This window comes from Streptomyces sp. NPDC051183 (assembly GCF_040682455.1).
Classification (GTDB): domain Bacteria; phylum Actinomycetota; class Actinomycetes; order Streptomycetales; family Streptomycetaceae; genus Streptomyces.
This window is the reverse complement of sequence record NZ_JBFBBA010000011.1, coordinates 156400-172008: the sequence shown is the minus strand read 5'-3', so window position 1 is coordinate 172008 and position 15609 is coordinate 156400. Positions and strand designations below refer to the sequence as shown.

The following is a 15609-nucleotide window of genomic DNA, read 5'->3' as shown; positions in this document are numbered from 1 at the left end:
CCATGGAGATCGACACCGCCGCCGACACCGGCAGCACCACCGACGCCGACGGCACCACGCACACCACCGTGGGCGGCATCCGCACCGTCCTCGCCCCGCGCCCGGGCCCCGTCACCGCCGGCCTGCTCTTCCGCGTCGGCCGAGCCGACGAGACCCTCGCCACCAGCGGCATCACCCACCTCGTCGAGCACCTCGCCCTCCACCGCCACGGCGTGGGCGACCTGCACTACAACGGCGCCACCGCCGCCACCTACACCCACTTCCACGTCACCGGCAGCCCCGCCGACGTGGTCGAGTACCTCAACGGCGTCTGCGCGTCCCTGCGCGACCTGCCCATGGACCGGCTGGAGACCGAGAAGGAGATCCTGCGCACCGAGGCCGCCGGCAAGAGCCACGGACCGGCCCACGCCTCCGCCGTGTGGCGCTACGGCTCGCGCTCCTACGGCCTCACCGGCTACTCCGAGGCCGGCCTCCCCCGGATCACCGAACACGACGTGCGCGACTGGGCACGGACCTGGTTCACCGCCGCCAACGCCGTCCTGTGGATCTCCTCCGACACCGTCCCCGAGGGCCTCGACCTCACCCTCCCGGCCGGCGAGTGGCGCCCGGCCCCCGAGGCGACCTCCGCGCTGCCCGCGACCCCCGCCTACTTCCACGGCGACGAGGGCGGCATGGTCCTGACCGCCGTGGTCCCCCGCTCCACCGAGGCGAGCCTGTTCGCCGAGGTGCTGGGCAAGGAGCTGTTCCGCGATCTGCGCCAGAAGGGCGGCTACTCCTACACGGCCACCGCCGAGTACTGCCCGCGCGACACCGGGGCCGCGACCGTCGTCGCGTATGCCGACGCCCTCCCGCAGAAGCAGGACGCGATGGTCGGCGCGTTCGTGGACGTCCTCGCGAAGCTGCGCGCCGGACGGATCGAGCAGGCCGACCTGGACGCCGTACGGGCCTCCGCGCTGGCCCGGCTCGACGCCCCCGAGCTCGCCGCCCTCATGCTCCCGGGCACCGCCATGAACCAGCTGCTGCGCCACCGCGACCTCACCGTCGCCGGGGCGAGGGCCGAGCTGGAGGCCGTCACCGTCGAGGACCTGCACCGGGTCGCGCGCGCCGTCTGGGCCGACGCGCTGGTGCAGGTGCCCGGCCGCGGCCTGGACTGGGCGGGGTTCACGGCCGCGCCCGCCGCCTCCGAGCGGACCGTCACCGGGCAGTGCCACATCTCCGTGGAGCACCCCGGTATCAGGCTGATCGTGGGCTCCGAAGGCATCAGCCTGCTCGTGCCGGACAACCAGATCACCGTCCTGTACGCCGAGTGCTCGCTGCTCCAGGTCTACCCGGACGGCGCCCGCCACCTCGTCGGCAACGACGGCTTCACCCTGACCGTCGAGCCGACCCTGTACGGGATCACCGCGGCCGAACTGGCCCCGCTGGACGCCGCCGTCCCGGCCGGCGCCGTGGTCCGCATGCCGCCGCGCGACCCGGCCCGGATCCCGCGGCCGAACCCGGCGGACGCGCCCGGCACCACCTGGTGGGGGCGGAACGCGGGCACCGTCGGGTTCTGGGCGTTCGGCGTCTTCACCGTCGTCCTGGCCGTCGTCACGGCCCTGCTCGTCGTCGCGGAGACCGACCGGGAGATCACTCCGGACGGCGCGGACTGGGGCATGCTCCGCGGCTTCGTGCTGGGGACGGGGGCCTGCGCCGTCATCTGGCACAACATGTTCCGCAAGCGGCGCGGCACGGCCTGACCGCCCGCGGACGCCGGAAGGCCGGCGCCCCCCATGGGGCGCCGGCCTTCCGTACGTGCGGTGGGGCGGTCAGCGGCTGTGCTGCGAGTCCGCGATCGTGACCTCGACCCGCTGGAACTCCTTGAGCTCGCTGTAGCCGGTGGTGGCCATCGAGCGGCGCAGCGCGCCGAAGATGTTCATCGAGCCGTCCGGGGTGTGCGACGGGCCGGTGAGGATCTCCTCGGTGGTGCCGACCGTGCCGAGGTCGACCTTCTTGCCGCGCGGCACGTCCTCGTGGACGGCCTCCATGCCCCAGTGGTGGCCCTTGCCGGGCGCGTCGGTGGCACGGGCCAGCGGGGAGCCCATCATCACCGCGTCGGCGCCGCAGGCGACGGCCTTGGGGATGTCGCCGGACCAGCCCACGCCGCCGTCGGCGATGACGTGCACGTAGCGGCCGCCGGACTCGTCCATGTAGTCGCGGCGCGCCGCGGCCACGTCCGCGACGGCGGTGGCCATCGGGACCTGGATGCCGAGCACGTTGCGCGTGGTGTGCGCGGCGCCGCCGCCGAAGCCGACCAGGACGCCCGCGGCGCCGGTGCGCATCAGGTGCAGGGCCGCGGTGTAGGTGGCGCAGCCGCCCACGATGACCGGGACGTCGAGCTCGTAGATGAACTGCTTGAGGTTCAGCGGCTCGGCGGCGCCGGAGACGTGCTCCGCCGACACGGTGGTGCCGCGGATCACGAAGATGTCCACGCCCGCGTCGACGACGGCCTTGGAGAACTCGGCGGTGCGCTGCGGGGAGAGCGCCGCGGCGGTGACGACACCGGAGTCGCGCACCTCCTTGATGCGCTGGCGGATCAGGTCCGCCTGGATCGGGGCGGCGTAGATCTCCTGGAGGCGGCGGTTGGCGGACTCCTCCTCCAGCTCCGCGATCTCGTCGAGCAGCGGCTGCGGGTCCTCGTACCGGGTCCACAGGCCTTCGAGGTTCAGCACGCCGAGGCCGCCGAGCTCGCCGATGCGGATGGCGGTCTGCGGGGAGACGACCGAGTCCATGGGGGCGGCCAGGAACGGGAGCTCGAAGCGGTAGGCGTCGATCTGCCAGGCGATCGAGACCTCCTTCGGGTCTCGCGTGCGGCGGCTGGGGACGATGGCGATGTCATCGAACGCGTACGCCCTGCGGCCGCGCTTGCCGCGCCCGATCTCGATCTCAGTCACGTGTGGTGGCCTTTCCTCTGGGTCTGCCCGTCCAGTATCCCCGAACCCCGGCGGCTCGCGTTCCGGTGACCGCCGTACGGACGGCCCTGCCGCTCGGAACGGAGTGCGGGCACGCCGAAGGGGCGGGTCCGATCCGGACCCGCCCCTTCATACGATCACACCGCTCAGCCCTTGCGGGAGTAGTTCGGGGCTTCGACGGTCATCTGGATGTCGTGCGGGTGGCTCTCCTTGAGGCCCGCCGAGGTGATCCGGACGAACCGGCCGCGGTCCTGGAGCTCCGGCACCGTGCGGCCGCCGACGTAGAACATCGACTGGCGCAGGCCCCCGACGAGCTGGTGCACGACCGCGGAGAGCGGGCCGCGGTACGGGACCTGGCCCTCGATGCCCTCGGGGATGAGCTTGTCGTCGCCGCCCACGCCCTCCTGGAAGTAGCGGTCCTTGGAGAAGGACTTCTGCTCGCCGCGGGACTGCATGGCGCCGAGCGAGCCCATGCCGCGGTACGACTTGAACTGCTTGCCGTTGATGAACAGCAGCTCGCCCGGGGACTCCTCGCAGCCCGCGAGCAGCGAGCCGAGCATCACCGTGTCGGCGCCCGCGACCAGGGCCTTGGCGATGTCGCCGGAGTACTGCAGGCCGCCGTCGCCGATGACCGGGACGCCCGCGGCCTTGGCGGCCAGCGAGGCCTCGTAGATGGCGGTGACCTGCGGGACGCCGATGCCGGCGACGACGCGGGTGGTGCAGATGGAGCCGGGGCCGACGCCGACCTTGATGCCGTCGCAGCCGGCATCGATGAGCGCCTGGGCGCCGTCGCGGGTGGCGACGTTGCCGCCGATGACGTCCACGCCGGAGTTCGACTTGATCTTGGCGACCATGTCGCCGACCAGGCGGGAGTGGCCGTGGGCGGTGTCGACGACGATGAAGTCGGCGCCCGCCTCGATCAGGGCCTGGGCGCGGTCGTACGCGTCGCCCGCGACGCCGACGGCGGCGCCGACGAGCAGCCGGCCGTCCTTGTCCTTGGCGGCGTTCGGGTACTTCTCGGCCTTGACGAAGTCCTTGACCGTGATGAGGCCCTTGAGGATGCCCCCGTCGTCGACCAGCGGAAGCTTCTCGATCTTGTGGCGGCGCAGCAGCTCCATGGCGTCCACGCCCGAGATGCCGACCTTGCCCGTGACCAGCGGCATCGGGGTCATGACCTCGCGCACCTGGCGGCTGCGGTCCGACTCGAAGGCCATGTCGCGGTTGGTGACGATGCCGAGCAGCTTGCCGGCCGGGTCGGTGACCGGGACGCCGGAGATGCGGAACTTCGCGCAGAGCTGGTCGGCCTCGCGCAGCGTCGCGTCCGGGTGGACCGTGATCGGGTCGGTGACCATGCCGGACTCGGAGCGCTTGACCAGGTCGACCTGGTTGGCCTGGTCGGCGATGGAGAGGTTGCGGTGCAGGACGCCGACGCCGCCCTGGCGGGCCATCGCGATGGCCATGCGGGACTCGGTGACCTTGTCCATGGCCGCGGACAGCAGCGGAACGTTCACGCGGACGTTGCGCGAGATGAGGGAGGAGGTGTCGATGGCGTCAGGCGACATGTCCGACGCGCCCGGCAGCAGCAGCACGTCGTCGTAGGTCAGTCCGAGCGTGGCGAATTTGTCGGGTACTCCGGTCGAACCGCTGTCGGTCATGACACCTTCCCAAATGGTCTTGCTCAGCGCGGATGTCCATGCTAACGGGATCCCGACGCGTCTCATTCCACGAGCAAGGTCAAGCAGAAGTTTCGTCGCTTCCTACGACGACGCCTGCCGCTCGCCTACTGCTCGGCCAGCGCGCGCAGCCTGCTGAGCGCCCTGTGCTGTGCGACGCGCACCGCGCCCGGCGACATCCCGAGCATCTGCCCGGTCTCCTCGGCGGTCAGCCCGACAGCGACCCGCAGCACGAGCAGCTCGCGCTGGTTCTCCGGCAGGTTGGCCAGCAGTTTCTTGGCCCACGCGGCGTCACTGCTCAGCAGTGCCCGCTCCTCGGGGCCGAGCGAGTCGTCGGGGCGCTCGGGCATCTCGTCGGAGGGCACGGCCGTACTGCCCGGATGCCGCATGGCGGCCCGCTGCAGGTCGGCGACCTTGTGCGCGGCGATGGCGAAGACGAAGGCCTCGAAGGGGCGCCCGGTGTCCCGGTAGCGCGGCAGGGCCATCAGGACGGCGACGCAGACTTCCTGGGCCAGGTCCTCGACGAAGTGACGAGCATCACCCGGAAGCCGCGAGAGCCGCGTGCGGCAATAGCGGATGGCCAGGGGGTGCACGAAGGCGAGCAGGTCGTGCGTGGCCTGCTCGTCGCCGTCCACCGCACGGCGTACGAGCGCGCTGACGGCCCCGGCACTGCCGCCTTTGGCGGCGCCGGTGGGGCCTGTGGCCGCGGGTGACCCCAGGGCCTCGTCGTCGCGCATCAATCCATGGTGCCTTGGCGCCGGAGTATTCGCGGCACTGCGGCCCGTGTTGTGCATCGAAGCGTTATGCGGAGCGGGTGCGCCGGTACCCATCGTCTGCGCCTCCCCTCCCGCTCGGCCGAACTGTCCCCACACCCTCAAGGATGCGGCATCGCGCACGAAGCGACACGTCCCTTGGATTGTGCCCCGCCGATCCCGGGTGCGCACCGGGTACGACAGGACAGCCGGGCGGCACCGCGCGGACCCGAGCGCGGCACCAGCTCGCCGCCCCGTCCGCCGGTGGCGGACGGGACTGCTCCGGGGCGGCCCGCGGTCAGCGGACGGGGGCGACGGGGCCCGGGGCCGTACGGCCGCGGGTCAGCGGACCAGGCCCCAGCGGAAGCCGAGCGCCACGGCGTGTGCCCGGTCGGATGCGCCCAGCTTCTTGAACAGACGGCGGGCGTGGGTCTTGACCGTGTCCTCGGAGAGGAAGAGCTCGCGCCCGATCTCCGCGTTGGACCGGCCGTGGCTCATGCCCTCCAGCACCTGGATCTCGCGCGCGGTGAGCGTGGGCGCGGCGCCCATCTCGGCCGAGCGGAGCCGGCGCGGGGCCAGTCGCCAGGTCGGGTCGGCGAGGGCCTGGGTGACCGTGGCCCGCAGTTCGGCGCGCGAGGCGTCCTTGTGCAGGTAGCCCCGGGCGCCGGCGGCGACCGCGAGGGCCACGCCGTCCAGGTCCTCGGCGACCGTCAGCATGATGATGCGGGCGCCGGGGTCGGCCGAGAGCAGGCGGCGGACCGTCTCCACACCGCCGAGCCCGGGCATCCGTACATCCATCAGAATCAGGTCGGAGCGGTCGGCACCCCAGCGGCGGAGGACTTCCTCGCCGTTGGCAGCCGTCGTCACACGCTCGACGCCGGGCACGGTGGCAACCGCGCGACGGAGCGCCTCTCGGGCAAGCGGGGAGTCGTCGCAGACGAGGACGGAAGTCATGACCGCCCTCCGCAGCTGCTGATGCGCGTCACCTTGAGCCTCCAGGCTGGTACGTATCGTCACCTGTGCGATCGATGCCCCCGGACATCTGTCCGAGAACTTCTTGGTTCAACCGCACTCGCTCTCTCAACGATGGTCACTCGAAAGAGTTACGGGTCGGACGGACACCTTCGGCACTCTACGTGAGGAAGCGATCACGGCGCAGGCACCACTCGCCGCGTGTCCTCCATCTGGAGCTATGCCCTATTTGGCGGCTTTCCTTCCGTTTGGCATGTGTCTGAGGCTAGATTCCCAATGAGTCATATTTACATCTACTCCGACAGTAGGTGTGGAGACCCTTGGAGACACGGACCGTATCCGCCTCAGTACCGGCACCAAGAGGACTACCCATGGCAGATTTCTCCCGCCTCCCCGGACCGAACGCCGACCTCTGGGACTGGCAGCTGCTGGCCGCCTGCCGAGGAGTCGACAGCTCCCTCTTCTTCCACCCGGAAGGCGAGCGGGGCGCGGCCAGGAGCGCGCGCGAGGCCTCGGCTAAAGAGGTCTGCATGCGTTGCCCGGTGCGTTCGGAATGCGCCGCGCACGCACTAGCCGTCCGCGAGCCCTACGGGGTGTGGGGCGGCCTCACCGAGGACGAGCGCGAAGAGCTGATGGGCCGCGCCAGGCACCGCCTGATCCCCGCGTCGAGTGCGATCGGACCGATCGCTCCGCACTAGCAGCCGTCGAAACGTCCGAAGGAACGTTTCTCCCCTGTCGTGCGTCCCGGGCCCGGGGCGCCACCCGATCGGCCGTACCGCCGTACGGTCCCTCGCGTGGCGGCCCGCCCGGTGCATGCGCGCATCCGGACCCGTACGCATCACTCGTACGGGCGCACCTCACCCGGCGCGTCGCCCGCGCTTCGCCCGCGCGGCGTCCGCACACCGCGCCGGCGCGGCGGCTTCAGCGCGCCGCGGCCCGCTCCAGCTCGGCCACCGTCGCGGCCACGGCCGGCACCCGGGCCAGGTCCGGCAGGGTCAGCGCGACCACCTCGCGCTCCACGGCCGGCTCCACCGCCAGCGTGCTCACGCCCTTTGCCCGTACGGACTCCACCGCGAGCTCCGGCAGCACCGCGACCCCGAGCCCGGCCCCGACCAGCCCGACCACGGCCGGGTAGTCGTCGGTGGCGAAGTCGATGCGCGGGGTGAAGCCCGCCCCCTCGCACACCTCCACCAGGTGGCGGCGGCACCGCGGACAGCCGGCGATCCAGGGCTCGCCCGCCAGCTCCGCCATCCCCACCCGCCCGGCACCGGCCAGCCGGTGGCCCTCGGGGACCAGCCCGACGAGCCGGTCGGTCAGCAGCGGCCGGACCACGAGGTCCTCCCACTCGGCCGCGGAGCCCCGCCCGTCGGCGTCCCCGCCGTACCGGAACGCCAGCGCCACGTCGCAGTCGCCCTCGCGCAGCATCTCCACCGAGCGCGGCGGCTCCGCCTCGACCAGCGAGATCCGGGTGCCGGGGTGCGCGGCGCGCATCGCCGCCAGCGCGGTCGGCACCAGGGTGGAGCTGCCGCTGGGGAAGGACACCAGCCGGACCCGGCCCGCGCGCAGCCCGGCGATGGCCGCGACCTCCTCCTCGGCGGCGGTGAGCCCGGCGAGGATCCCGGCGGCATGCCGGACCAGCGCCTCACCTGCCTGGGTGAGGCGCATCTCGCGCCCGGTCCGGATGAGCAGCGGGGTGCCGGCCGACTGCTCCAGCGCCTTCATCTGCTGGGAGACGGCGGGCTGGGTGCAGCCGAGCTCGCGGGCGGCGGCGGAGAAGGACCCGGTCCCGGCGACAGCGCGCAGAACCCGGAGATGACGTGCCTCGATCACACTTCGAGCATAAGGCCTACTTTGACCAGCGGGGGAATACTCCAGTGCCGCTTTGAGGCGGCTCGGCTAGCGTTGGACCATGCCACCCACGCCTTCCACGCCGGCCGTGCCCTCCGCGTCCCTCGCGGCGGCCACGGCCCCCGCACGCCTCGTCTCCGTCAACCTCGGCCGCGCCACCCCCGTCGACTACACCGACGCAGCGAGCGGACTGACCGGCATCGGCAAGCGGCCCGCGCCCGGCCCGGTCCGCGTCTTCGCCCCGGGCCCCAAGGGCGTCGGGGGGAGCGGGGTCGAGGGCGACGACATCTGCGACCTGCGCCACCACGGCGGCGAGCACCAGGCCGTGTACGCGTACGCCCGGGAGGACCTGGACTGGTGGGAGCGCGAACTCGACCGCGAGCTGCCCGGCGGGATCTTCGGGGAGAACCTCACCACCTCCGGCCTCGACGTGAACGGCGCACTGCTCGGCGAGCGCTGGCGCATCGGCCCGGACCTGGTCCTCGAAGTGGCCTCGGCCCGCATCCCCTGCCGGACCTTCCAGGGCGCGGTCGACGAGAAGTCCTGGGTCAAGCGGTACACGCAGGCCGCCCGCCCGGGCGCGTACCTGCGGGTGATCGAAGAGGGTTCGGTCTCGCCCGGCGACACCATCGAGGTGATCCACCGTCCGGAGCACGAGGTGACGGTGGAGTTCTGGTTCCGGGCCTTCACCACCGAGCGCGCGCTGCTCCCGCGCACACTGGCGGCGGGCGCGGCGATGGAGCCGAAGGCGCACGAGACCGTACGGGCGTACGTGGAGAAGTACGGTTCGCACGGCGGGAAGTAGCCGCGGGCGGCGCCGGTGGCGGGACACCGCACCGGCCCGCCACCCGGGCGGCTAGGTTGCGCACATGACGACTGCGTTGATTACGGGATCCACGGCGGGCATCGGCGCCGCCTTCGCCCGGCGGCTCGCCGCCCAGGGCCACAACCTCGTACTGGTGGCCCGGGACACCGAGCGGCTGGCCGAGCAGGCCACCGAACTGCACGACCGGCACGGGATCGAGGCCGAGGTACTGCCCGCCGACCTCTCCTCCGACGAGGGCATCGCGGCGGTCGAGGCACGCCTCGGCGACCGCAAGCACCCGGTGGACCTGCTGGTCAACAATGCGGGCTTCGGGAACAAGGGCCGGTACCTGGAAGTCTCCATGGCCGACGAGCTGACCATGCTGAAGGTGCACATCGAGGCCGTGCTGAGGCTGACCTCGGCGGCCACGGAGTCCATGCGCTCGCGCGGGCGCGGCGGCGTCATCAACGTGGCGTCGGTGGCGGCCTTCGTACCGCGCGGTACGTACGGGGCGAGCAAGGCCTGGGTCGTGCAGTTCACGCAGGGCGCGGCCAAGGACCTGGGCGGCTCCGGGGTGCGGCTGATGGCGCTGTGCCCGGGCTTCGTGCGCACCGAGTTCCACCAGCGGGCGGGCATGGGCACGGACAACATCCCCGGCTGGATGTGGCTGGACGCCGACAAACTGGTGGCGTCGGCACTGGCCGACCTGGCGCGCGGCAAGACGGTGTCGGTTCCGGACCCCCGGTACAAGGCGCTGATGGGCGTGGTGAAGCTGACGCCGCGCGGGCTGCTGGGCGGGGTGTCCTCGCGTACGGGCCGCAAGTACGGGCCGCAGTAGCCGGGCCACCCGATCCGCCAAATGGGCGAAATCTCCCTAAAATGGACACGTCTTTAGTGGACACGTCCATCCAGCCCGGGAGACGCCATGACATTCGTACAGATAATCGATTACAAGACCAGTCGGCAGGACGACCTCAACCAGCTGCTCGACCGGTACGTCTCGCAGAGCCAGGGCAAGCGCACCGTCACCCACAGCATCGTGGGCAAGGACCGCGAGAACGAGAACCACTACGTGGACGTGGTCGAATTCCCCTCGTACGAAGAGGCCATGAGGAACTCTCATCTCCCGGAGACGGACAAGATGTTCCAGGAGATGGTGGCCCTCTGTGACGGGATGCCCAGCTTCACCAACCTGGACGTCGTCCGGGACGAGCACCTCAACACGATGCTGGTGAACCGGATGTACGACGAGATCGCGATGAAGGGAGACATGTCCGTCATCCCCGAGGTCTTCGCGACGGACTACCGCGACCACGACATCAGCAACCCCGAGGACAAGATCGGGCCCGCCGGAATCCGCGAGGACGTGGAGGGATGGCGGAGCGCCTTCGACTTCAGCTTCACGAAGGACGCCCAGATGGCACAGGACGACTACGTCACCACCCTGTGGACCTGGACCGGCAAGCACAAGGGCGAGTTCATGGGCGTCGCACCGACCGGCAAGACCTGCACGATGACCGGCACGACGGTCTTCCGATGTCAGGACGGCATGATCAAGGAAGGCTGGTGGCACTACGACGCCATGGCCCTGATGCGCCAACTGGGCGTGATGTAGGCCCCGCACATACGGGAAGGCCCCGTTCCGCAGCTGCGGAACGGGGCCTTCCCCATGCGTGGCGCGATCAGTGGCTGTGGCCGTGACCGTGGCCGTGGCCCGCGTCGGCCTCTTCCTCGGCCGGCTTCTCGACGACCAGGGTCTCGGTCGTGAGCAGCAGGGAGGCGATGGAAGCGGCGTTCTCCAGCGCGGAGCGGGTGACCTTGACCGGGTCGATGACGCCGGCCTTCACCAGGTCGCCGTACTCGCCGGACGCGGCGTTGAAGCCCTGGCCCTTGTCGAGCTCGGCGACCTTCGAGGTGATGACGTAGCCCTCGAGGCCGGCGTTCTCGGCGATCCAGCGCAGCGGCTCGACGGCGGCGCGGCGCACGACCGCGACACCGGTGGCCTCGTCGCCGGCCAGGCCGAGGTTGCCCTCAAGGACCTTCACGGCGTGGACGAGCGCGGAGCCACCGCCGGAGACGATGCCCTCCTCGACCGCGGCGCGGGTCGCCGAGATGGCGTCCTCGAGGCGGTGCTTCTTCTCCTTGAGCTCCACCTCGGTGGCGGCGCCGACCTTGATGACGCAGACGCCGCCGGCGAGCTTCGCCAGGCGCTCCTGCAGCTTCTCGCGGTCCCAGTCCGAGTCCGTGGACTCGATCTCGGCCTTGATCTGGTTGACGCGACCGAGGACTTCCTCGTGGCTGCCGCCACCGTCGACGATGGTCGTGTCGTCCTTGGAGATCGTGACGCGGCGGGCGGAACCCAGTACGTCCAGACCGGCCTGGTCGAGCTTGAGGCCGACCTCCTCGGCGATGACGGTGGCACCGGTGAGGGTGGCCATGTCCTGGAGCATCGCCTTGCGGCGGTCGCCGAAGCCGGGGGCCTTGACGGCCACGGCGTTGAACGTGCCGCGGATCTTGTTGACGACGAGGGTGGAGAGCGCCTCGCCCTCGACGTCCTCGGCGATGATCAGCAGCGGGCGGGAGCCGCCGGCCTGGATGACCTTCTCCAGCAGCGGCAGGAGGTCCTGGATCGAGGAGATCTTGCCCTGGTTGATCAGGATGTACGGGTCGTCGAGGACGGCCTCCATGCGCTCCTGGTCGGAGACCATGTACGGCGAGAGGTAGCCCTTGTCGAAGGCCATGCCCTCGGTGAACTCCAGCTCCAGGCCGAAGGTGTTGGACTCCTCGACGGTGATGACACCGTCCTTGCCGACCTTGTCCATCGCCTCGGCGATGAGCTCGCCGACCTGCTGGTCCTGCGCGGAGAGCGCGGCCACGGCGGCGATGTCGGACTTGTCCTCGATCGGGCGGGCGGTCGCGAGGAGCTCCTCGGACACGGCCTTGACCGCGGCGTCGATGCCCTTCTTCAGGGCGGCCGGGGAAGCGCCGGCGGCGACGTTGCGCAGACCCTCGCGGACCAGCGCCTGGGCCAGCACGGTGGCGGTGGTGGTGCCGTCACCCGCGATGTCGTTGGTCTTGGTCGCCACCTCCTTCACGAGCTGCGCGCCCAGGTTCTCGTACGGGTCGTCCAGCTCGACCTCGCGGGCGATGGTGACACCGTCGTTGGTGATGGTGGGGGCGCCGAACTTCTTGTCGATGACGACGTTGCGGCCCTTGGGGCCGATCGTCACCTTGACCGTGTCGGCAAGCTTGTTGACGCCGCGCTCAAGGGCACGACGGGCGTCCTCGTCGAACTTCAGAATCTTCGGCATGGAAGCGGTTCAGCCCTCTCGATAACTCGGGTTTAACGAACTGCGCCCCTCGCCGCCCGGCAATCAGCGGGGTGACCAGGGGCGCAGCTCAAAGCAGTGCTTTGGTGAATTACTTCTCGACGATCGCGAGCACGTCGCGAGCCGAGAGGACGAGGTACTCCTCGCCGCTGTACTTCACTTCGGTGCCGCCGTACTTGCTGTACAGCACGATGTCGCCGACGTTGACGTCCAGCGGGAGACGCTGGCCGTCCTCGAAGCGACCCGGACCGACCGCGAGGACGACGCCCTCCTGGGGCTTCTCCTTCGCGGTGTCCGGGATGACCAGGCCGGAGGCCGTGGTCTGCTCGGCGTCGAGCGGCTGGACCACGATGCGGTCCTCGAGCGGCTTGATGGCAACCTTGGAGCTGGCGGTCGTCACGATCCGACCTCCCCCTTCGGAGATCCGGGGTTAACTGTCTGAGGTGGCGACCAGGTCGATCCGTCGTCGCGGGTGCCGGACCTGCCTGTCGCTGTGTTGGCACTCACCGGGGGCGAGTGCCAGGTGCGAGACTATTCCGGTGATTAGCACTCGGTCAAGCGGAGTGCCAATCACTGCCGTGGGCGTTGCGCGGAGGTGGCCGCCCGGCCCCTGGAATCCGCACGCGCGAGCGACTCCGACCCGCTACTGTCCGCGCCATGACCAGGACGAACTCCGGCCTCCGACGGGTGCACGCCATCCCGGTCGCCGTCGGACTCGCGTGCGGGATCTACGCGTTCTCGTTGGCCGTACCCAGGCTCGCGACCCAGCTGACGGGGGTGGACGGCACCTTCCGCGCGGAGCGGTGCACCTGGGAGAAGGTCTCGGCCGAGGACCTGGAGGCGGCGTGCACGGGGTCCTTCACCGCGTCCGACGGATCCTTCACGATCAGCCGGATCAGGGCGGAGGGCTGGTTCGAGACCCCGCCGACCGGACCGGTCGTCTCCCGGGTCAGCGGCCCGTCGGCCGACAAGGCCGTGCGCCCGGGCGTCATCACCTCGCTGGCCCCCATGGGCCTGGGCCTGGTGGCCCTCGCCTTCCCCGCATGGGCCCTGACCGCGGCCGGCCGCGAGCTCCTCGGCCGTCGGCGTGCGGGACGCGGGGCCCCGCACGCAGCAGTCACGTCCGATATGTGACGCTTGAGCGATGCGCATCCTGGTGGTCGAAGACGAAGTCGGCCTCGCCGAGTCCCTGCGGCGCGGCCTGGCCGCCGACGGCCACTGGGTCGAGGTCGCCCACGACGGCCACCGCGGCCTCGAACTCGCTCTCACCGGCGGCGCCTCCCCCGGAGCCGCGGGCGGACCGTACGACGTCGTCCTCCTCGACCTGATGCTCCCCGGGCTCACCGGGTACGAGATCTGCACCCGGATGCGAGCCCACGGCAACCGCACCCCCGTCCTGATGCTGACCGCCAAGGACGGCGAGTACGACGAGGCCGAGGGCCTGGACTCCGGCGCCGACGACTACCTCACCAAGCCGTTCTCCTTCGTCGTCCTCGCCGCCCGGATCCGCGCACTCGCCCGCCGCGCCGGCGCCCCCGAACGCGCCACCACCCTCCAGGCCGGCGACCTCGTCCTCGACCCCCAGGGCCGCCGCTGCCGCCGCGGCGCGCAGGACATCGAGCTGACCGCCCGCGAGCTCGGCGTACTCGCCTGCCTGATGGAGCAGCCCGGCCGGGCCGTCGCCAAGCAGGACATCCTCGACGTCGTCTGGGACACCCCGCACGGCATCGACCCGAACATCGTCGAGGTCTACGTGTCCTCGCTCCGCAAGAAGATCGACGCCCCCTTCGGCCGCCGCTCGATCCTCACCGTCCACGGCACCGGCTACCGGATGGCGCCCGACGGTGGTTAGGACCGTCCGTGCCCGCGCCGCCGCTGCCGCCGCCCTCGCGATGGCCGCCGTACTCGCCACCGGAGGGCTGTGGCTGTACACCCTGCTGCGCGCCAACCTCCTGGAGAACACCACCGGCCGCACCGAGCTCGCCGCCCGCAAGGTCGCCGCCCAGCTCGACGCCCGCACCCTCCAGCCGGGCGGCCGGCTGCCCGTGCCCGAGGGCGGGGTGGACCTGGTCCTCGTACGGGACGCGCAGGGGCGCACCGTCAACAGCACGGCGGACCCGGCCGGCACCGGCACCGGCACCGGCACCGGCAAGGACTCCCCCGACTTCGGCGGGCTGCGCCCCGGCGCCGGGACGGACTCCCGGTCGACGGTCCTGCCGCCCGAGCGCCCCGGCGCGGAACGGCGCGTGGTCGTCGTGGTCCAGGCCCCCGGTCCGCCGGGGGCGCACGACCCGCACCTCGTGTACGCGATGACCGTGCTCGGCGACGTCGACGACGCGACCAGCGCGGCCGCCGTCGGGCTGCTCGCCGGCTCACCCCCGCTGATCGCCTTCGCGGCGGGCCTGGCCTGGTGGGTGGCCGGGCACGCGCTGCGCCCCGTCACCGCGATCCGAACCGAGCTGGCGGCCGTCACCGCGAGCGAGCTCGACCGGCGGGTCCCGGACCCGGGCGGCGCCGACGAGATCGCGCAGCTGGCCCGGACGGTCAACAACACGCTCGACCGGCTGGAGCGCAGCGACGCCCGGCAGCGGCAGTTCACCGCCGACGCCTCGCACGAGCTGCGCAACCCCCTCGCGGCCGTCCGGTCCCGGCTGGAAGTGGCGCTGGCCATGGACCGCCCCGACCGGGAGTCGGTGGCCGCCGCACTGGCCGACACCGAGCGGCTCCAGCGCATCGCCGCCGACCTGCTCCTGCTGGCCCGGCTCGACGGCGGGCCGGCGCCGCGCACCGAGCCGGTGGACCTCGCGCTGCTCGCCGCCGAGGACGCGGCGCGGCGCCCGAACCCCCGGGCCCGGCTACGGCTGGACGCGCGGGCGCCCGTACCGGCGGCCGGGGACCCGGCGCGGCTGGAGCGGGCGCTGGCCAACCTGGTGGACAACGCCCTGCGGTACGCCCGCGCGGAGGTCGTCGTACGGGCGGCGCAGGAGGACGGCTGGGCTCTGCTGGAGGTCACGGACGACGGCCCCGGCATCCCGGAGGCCGACCGGGACCGGGTCTTCGAGCGGTTCGTACGGCTGGACGCGGACCGGGGCCGGGCCAGCGGCGGGACCGGTCTGGGCCTGGCCATCGCCCGGGAGATCGCGCGGGCGCACGGGGGCGACGTACGGGCGCCGGCGGCGCCGTCCGGGGGCGCGCAGCTGCTGCTGCGCCTGCCGGGGCGCCCGCCCGGGGGCACCGCCGCGCCCCGGGTCTGAAGGCGGGTTCAGGACCTTCAGCTTT

The 15609-nt window shown here is 71.8% G+C and carries 15 protein-coding genes; 8 read left to right on the top strand and 7 right to left on the bottom strand.

All coding sequences use genetic code 11. The features are described 5' to 3' along the window. The first annotated feature begins 2 nt into the window (after positions 1-2). Positions 3-1739: an insulinase family protein gene (locus tag AB0M99_RS12855; protein WP_365919478.1), complete on the top strand. Its 1737-nt coding sequence runs from the start codon at positions 3-5 to the stop codon at positions 1737-1739. A 69-nt stretch (positions 1740-1808) separates the two neighbouring features. Here AB0M99_RS12855 and AB0M99_RS12850 read toward each other — a convergent pair whose 3' ends face one another. The 4 genes from AB0M99_RS12850 to AB0M99_RS12835 form a co-directional block, all read right to left on the bottom strand. Next, the gene (locus AB0M99_RS12850) at positions 1809-2933 is read right to left on the bottom strand and encodes a GuaB3 family IMP dehydrogenase-related protein (protein ID WP_365919476.1); all 1125 of its coding nucleotides are present in this window, start codon (positions 2931-2933) and stop codon (positions 1809-1811) included. Positions 2934-3097: 164 nt separating this feature from the next. Next, positions 3098-4606 (bottom strand): IMP dehydrogenase, encoded by a 1509-nt coding sequence (gene guaB, locus AB0M99_RS12845; protein ID WP_365919474.1) that lies wholly within the window; start codon positions 4604-4606, stop codon positions 3098-3100. Positions 4607-4731: 125 nt separating this feature from the next. Next, positions 4732-5361 (bottom strand): sigma-70 family RNA polymerase sigma factor, encoded by a 630-nt coding sequence (locus AB0M99_RS12840; RefSeq protein WP_356870938.1) that lies wholly within the window; start codon positions 5359-5361, stop codon positions 4732-4734. Positions 5362-5718: 357 nt separating this feature from the next. Then, positions 5719-6330, bottom strand: coding sequence for a response regulator transcription factor (locus AB0M99_RS12835; protein WP_003948568.1), 612 nt, complete (start codon positions 6328-6330; stop codon positions 5719-5721). A gap of 389 nt (positions 6331-6719) precedes the next feature. On the opposite strand from AB0M99_RS12835, the gene AB0M99_RS12830 reads away from it, so the two are divergent. After that, on the top strand, positions 6720-7046 hold the full coding sequence (locus tag AB0M99_RS12830) for a WhiB family transcriptional regulator (protein WP_030027725.1): 327 nt from the start codon (positions 6720-6722) through the stop codon (positions 7044-7046). Between the two features lie 223 nt (positions 7047-7269). On the opposite strand, the gene AB0M99_RS12825 is transcribed toward AB0M99_RS12830, so the two are convergent. Continuing rightward, positions 7270-8178: a LysR family transcriptional regulator gene (locus AB0M99_RS12825; RefSeq protein WP_365919471.1), complete on the bottom strand. Its 909-nt coding sequence runs from the start codon at positions 8176-8178 to the stop codon at positions 7270-7272. Positions 8179-8257: 79 nt separating this feature from the next. On the opposite strand from AB0M99_RS12825, the gene AB0M99_RS12820 reads away from it, so the two are divergent. The 3 genes from AB0M99_RS12820 to AB0M99_RS12810 all read left to right on the top strand — a co-directional run bounded on the left by AB0M99_RS12820 (position 8258) and on the right by AB0M99_RS12810 (position 10616). Continuing rightward, positions 8258-9001 (top strand): MOSC domain-containing protein, encoded by a 744-nt coding sequence (locus tag AB0M99_RS12820; RefSeq protein ID WP_365919469.1) that lies wholly within the window; start codon positions 8258-8260, stop codon positions 8999-9001. 64 nt (positions 9002-9065) lie between these two features. Continuing rightward, the gene (locus AB0M99_RS12815; RefSeq protein ID WP_365919468.1) at positions 9066-9839 is read left to right on the top strand and encodes an SDR family oxidoreductase; all 774 of its coding nucleotides are present in this window, start codon (positions 9066-9068) and stop codon (positions 9837-9839) included. An 87-nt stretch (positions 9840-9926) separates the two neighbouring features. Continuing rightward, on the top strand, positions 9927-10616 hold the full coding sequence (locus tag AB0M99_RS12810; protein WP_365919466.1) for an ester cyclase: 690 nt from the start codon (positions 9927-9929) through the stop codon (positions 10614-10616). 67 nt (positions 10617-10683) lie between these two features. Here AB0M99_RS12810 and groL read toward each other — a convergent pair whose 3' ends face one another. Both groL and groES read right to left on the bottom strand, forming a co-directional pair. Next, positions 10684-12312 carry a chaperonin GroEL gene (groL, locus tag AB0M99_RS12805; RefSeq protein WP_365919464.1) on the bottom strand — a complete coding sequence of 543 codons (1629 nt, stop codon included), beginning with the start codon at positions 12310-12312 and terminating at the stop codon, positions 10684-10686. A gap of 109 nt (positions 12313-12421) precedes the next feature. Then, the gene (gene groES, locus AB0M99_RS12800) at positions 12422-12730 is read right to left on the bottom strand and encodes a co-chaperone GroES (RefSeq protein WP_007265952.1); all 309 of its coding nucleotides are present in this window, start codon (positions 12728-12730) and stop codon (positions 12422-12424) included. Positions 12731-12987: 257 nt separating this feature from the next. Between groES and AB0M99_RS12795 the strand changes: the two genes are divergently transcribed. Genes AB0M99_RS12795 through AB0M99_RS12785 form a run of 3 tightly spaced genes read left to right on the top strand, consistent with a single transcriptional unit; the run spans position 12988 to position 15584 of the window. Continuing rightward, a complete protein-coding gene (locus AB0M99_RS12795; protein ID WP_365919462.1) occupies positions 12988-13464 on the top strand; it encodes a hypothetical protein in 477 nt (158 codons plus the stop codon). A gap of 10 nt (positions 13465-13474) precedes the next feature. After that, positions 13475-14182 carry a response regulator transcription factor gene (locus AB0M99_RS12790; RefSeq protein WP_365919460.1) on the top strand — a complete coding sequence of 236 codons (708 nt, stop codon included), beginning with the start codon at positions 13475-13477 and terminating at the stop codon, positions 14180-14182. Further along, positions 14175-15584: a HAMP domain-containing sensor histidine kinase gene (locus AB0M99_RS12785; protein WP_365919458.1), complete on the top strand. Its 1410-nt coding sequence runs from the start codon at positions 14175-14177 to the stop codon at positions 15582-15584. The genes AB0M99_RS12790 and AB0M99_RS12785 overlap by 8 nt, the downstream gene beginning before the upstream one ends. Positions 15585-15609 lie beyond the last annotated feature (25 nt).

What these genes read in the sequence shown, in the direction of transcription:
- guaB (WP_365919474.1), bottom strand. Translation starts at nt 4,606, where the DNA reads ATGACCGACAGCGGTTCGACCGGAGTACCCGACAAATTCGCCACGCTC.
- AB0M99_RS12795 (WP_365919462.1), top strand. Translation starts at nt 12,988, where the DNA reads ATGACCAGGACGAACTCCGGCCTCCGACGGGTGCACGCCATCCCGGTC.
- AB0M99_RS12840 (WP_356870938.1), bottom strand. Translation starts at nt 5,361, where the DNA reads ATGCGCGACGACGAGGCCCTGGGGTCACCCGCGGCCACAGGCCCCACC.
- AB0M99_RS12810 (WP_365919466.1), top strand. Translation starts at nt 9,927, where the DNA reads ATGACATTCGTACAGATAATCGATTACAAGACCAGTCGGCAGGACGAC.
- groL (WP_365919464.1), bottom strand. Translation starts at nt 12,312, where the DNA reads ATGCCGAAGATTCTGAAGTTCGACGAGGACGCCCGTCGTGCCCTTGAG.
- AB0M99_RS12815 (WP_365919468.1), top strand. Translation starts at nt 9,066, where the DNA reads ATGACGACTGCGTTGATTACGGGATCCACGGCGGGCATCGGCGCCGCC.
- AB0M99_RS12820 (WP_365919469.1), top strand. Translation starts at nt 8,258, where the DNA reads ATGCCACCCACGCCTTCCACGCCGGCCGTGCCCTCCGCGTCCCTCGCG.
- AB0M99_RS12790 (WP_365919460.1), top strand. Translation starts at nt 13,475, where the DNA reads ATGCGCATCCTGGTGGTCGAAGACGAAGTCGGCCTCGCCGAGTCCCTG.
- AB0M99_RS12855 (WP_365919478.1), top strand. Translation starts at nt 3, where the DNA reads ATGGAGATCGACACCGCCGCCGACACCGGCAGCACCACCGACGCCGAC.
- AB0M99_RS12830 (WP_030027725.1), top strand. Translation starts at nt 6,720, where the DNA reads ATGGCAGATTTCTCCCGCCTCCCCGGACCGAACGCCGACCTCTGGGAC.
- AB0M99_RS12835 (WP_003948568.1), bottom strand. Translation starts at nt 6,330, where the DNA reads ATGACTTCCGTCCTCGTCTGCGACGACTCCCCGCTTGCCCGAGAGGCG.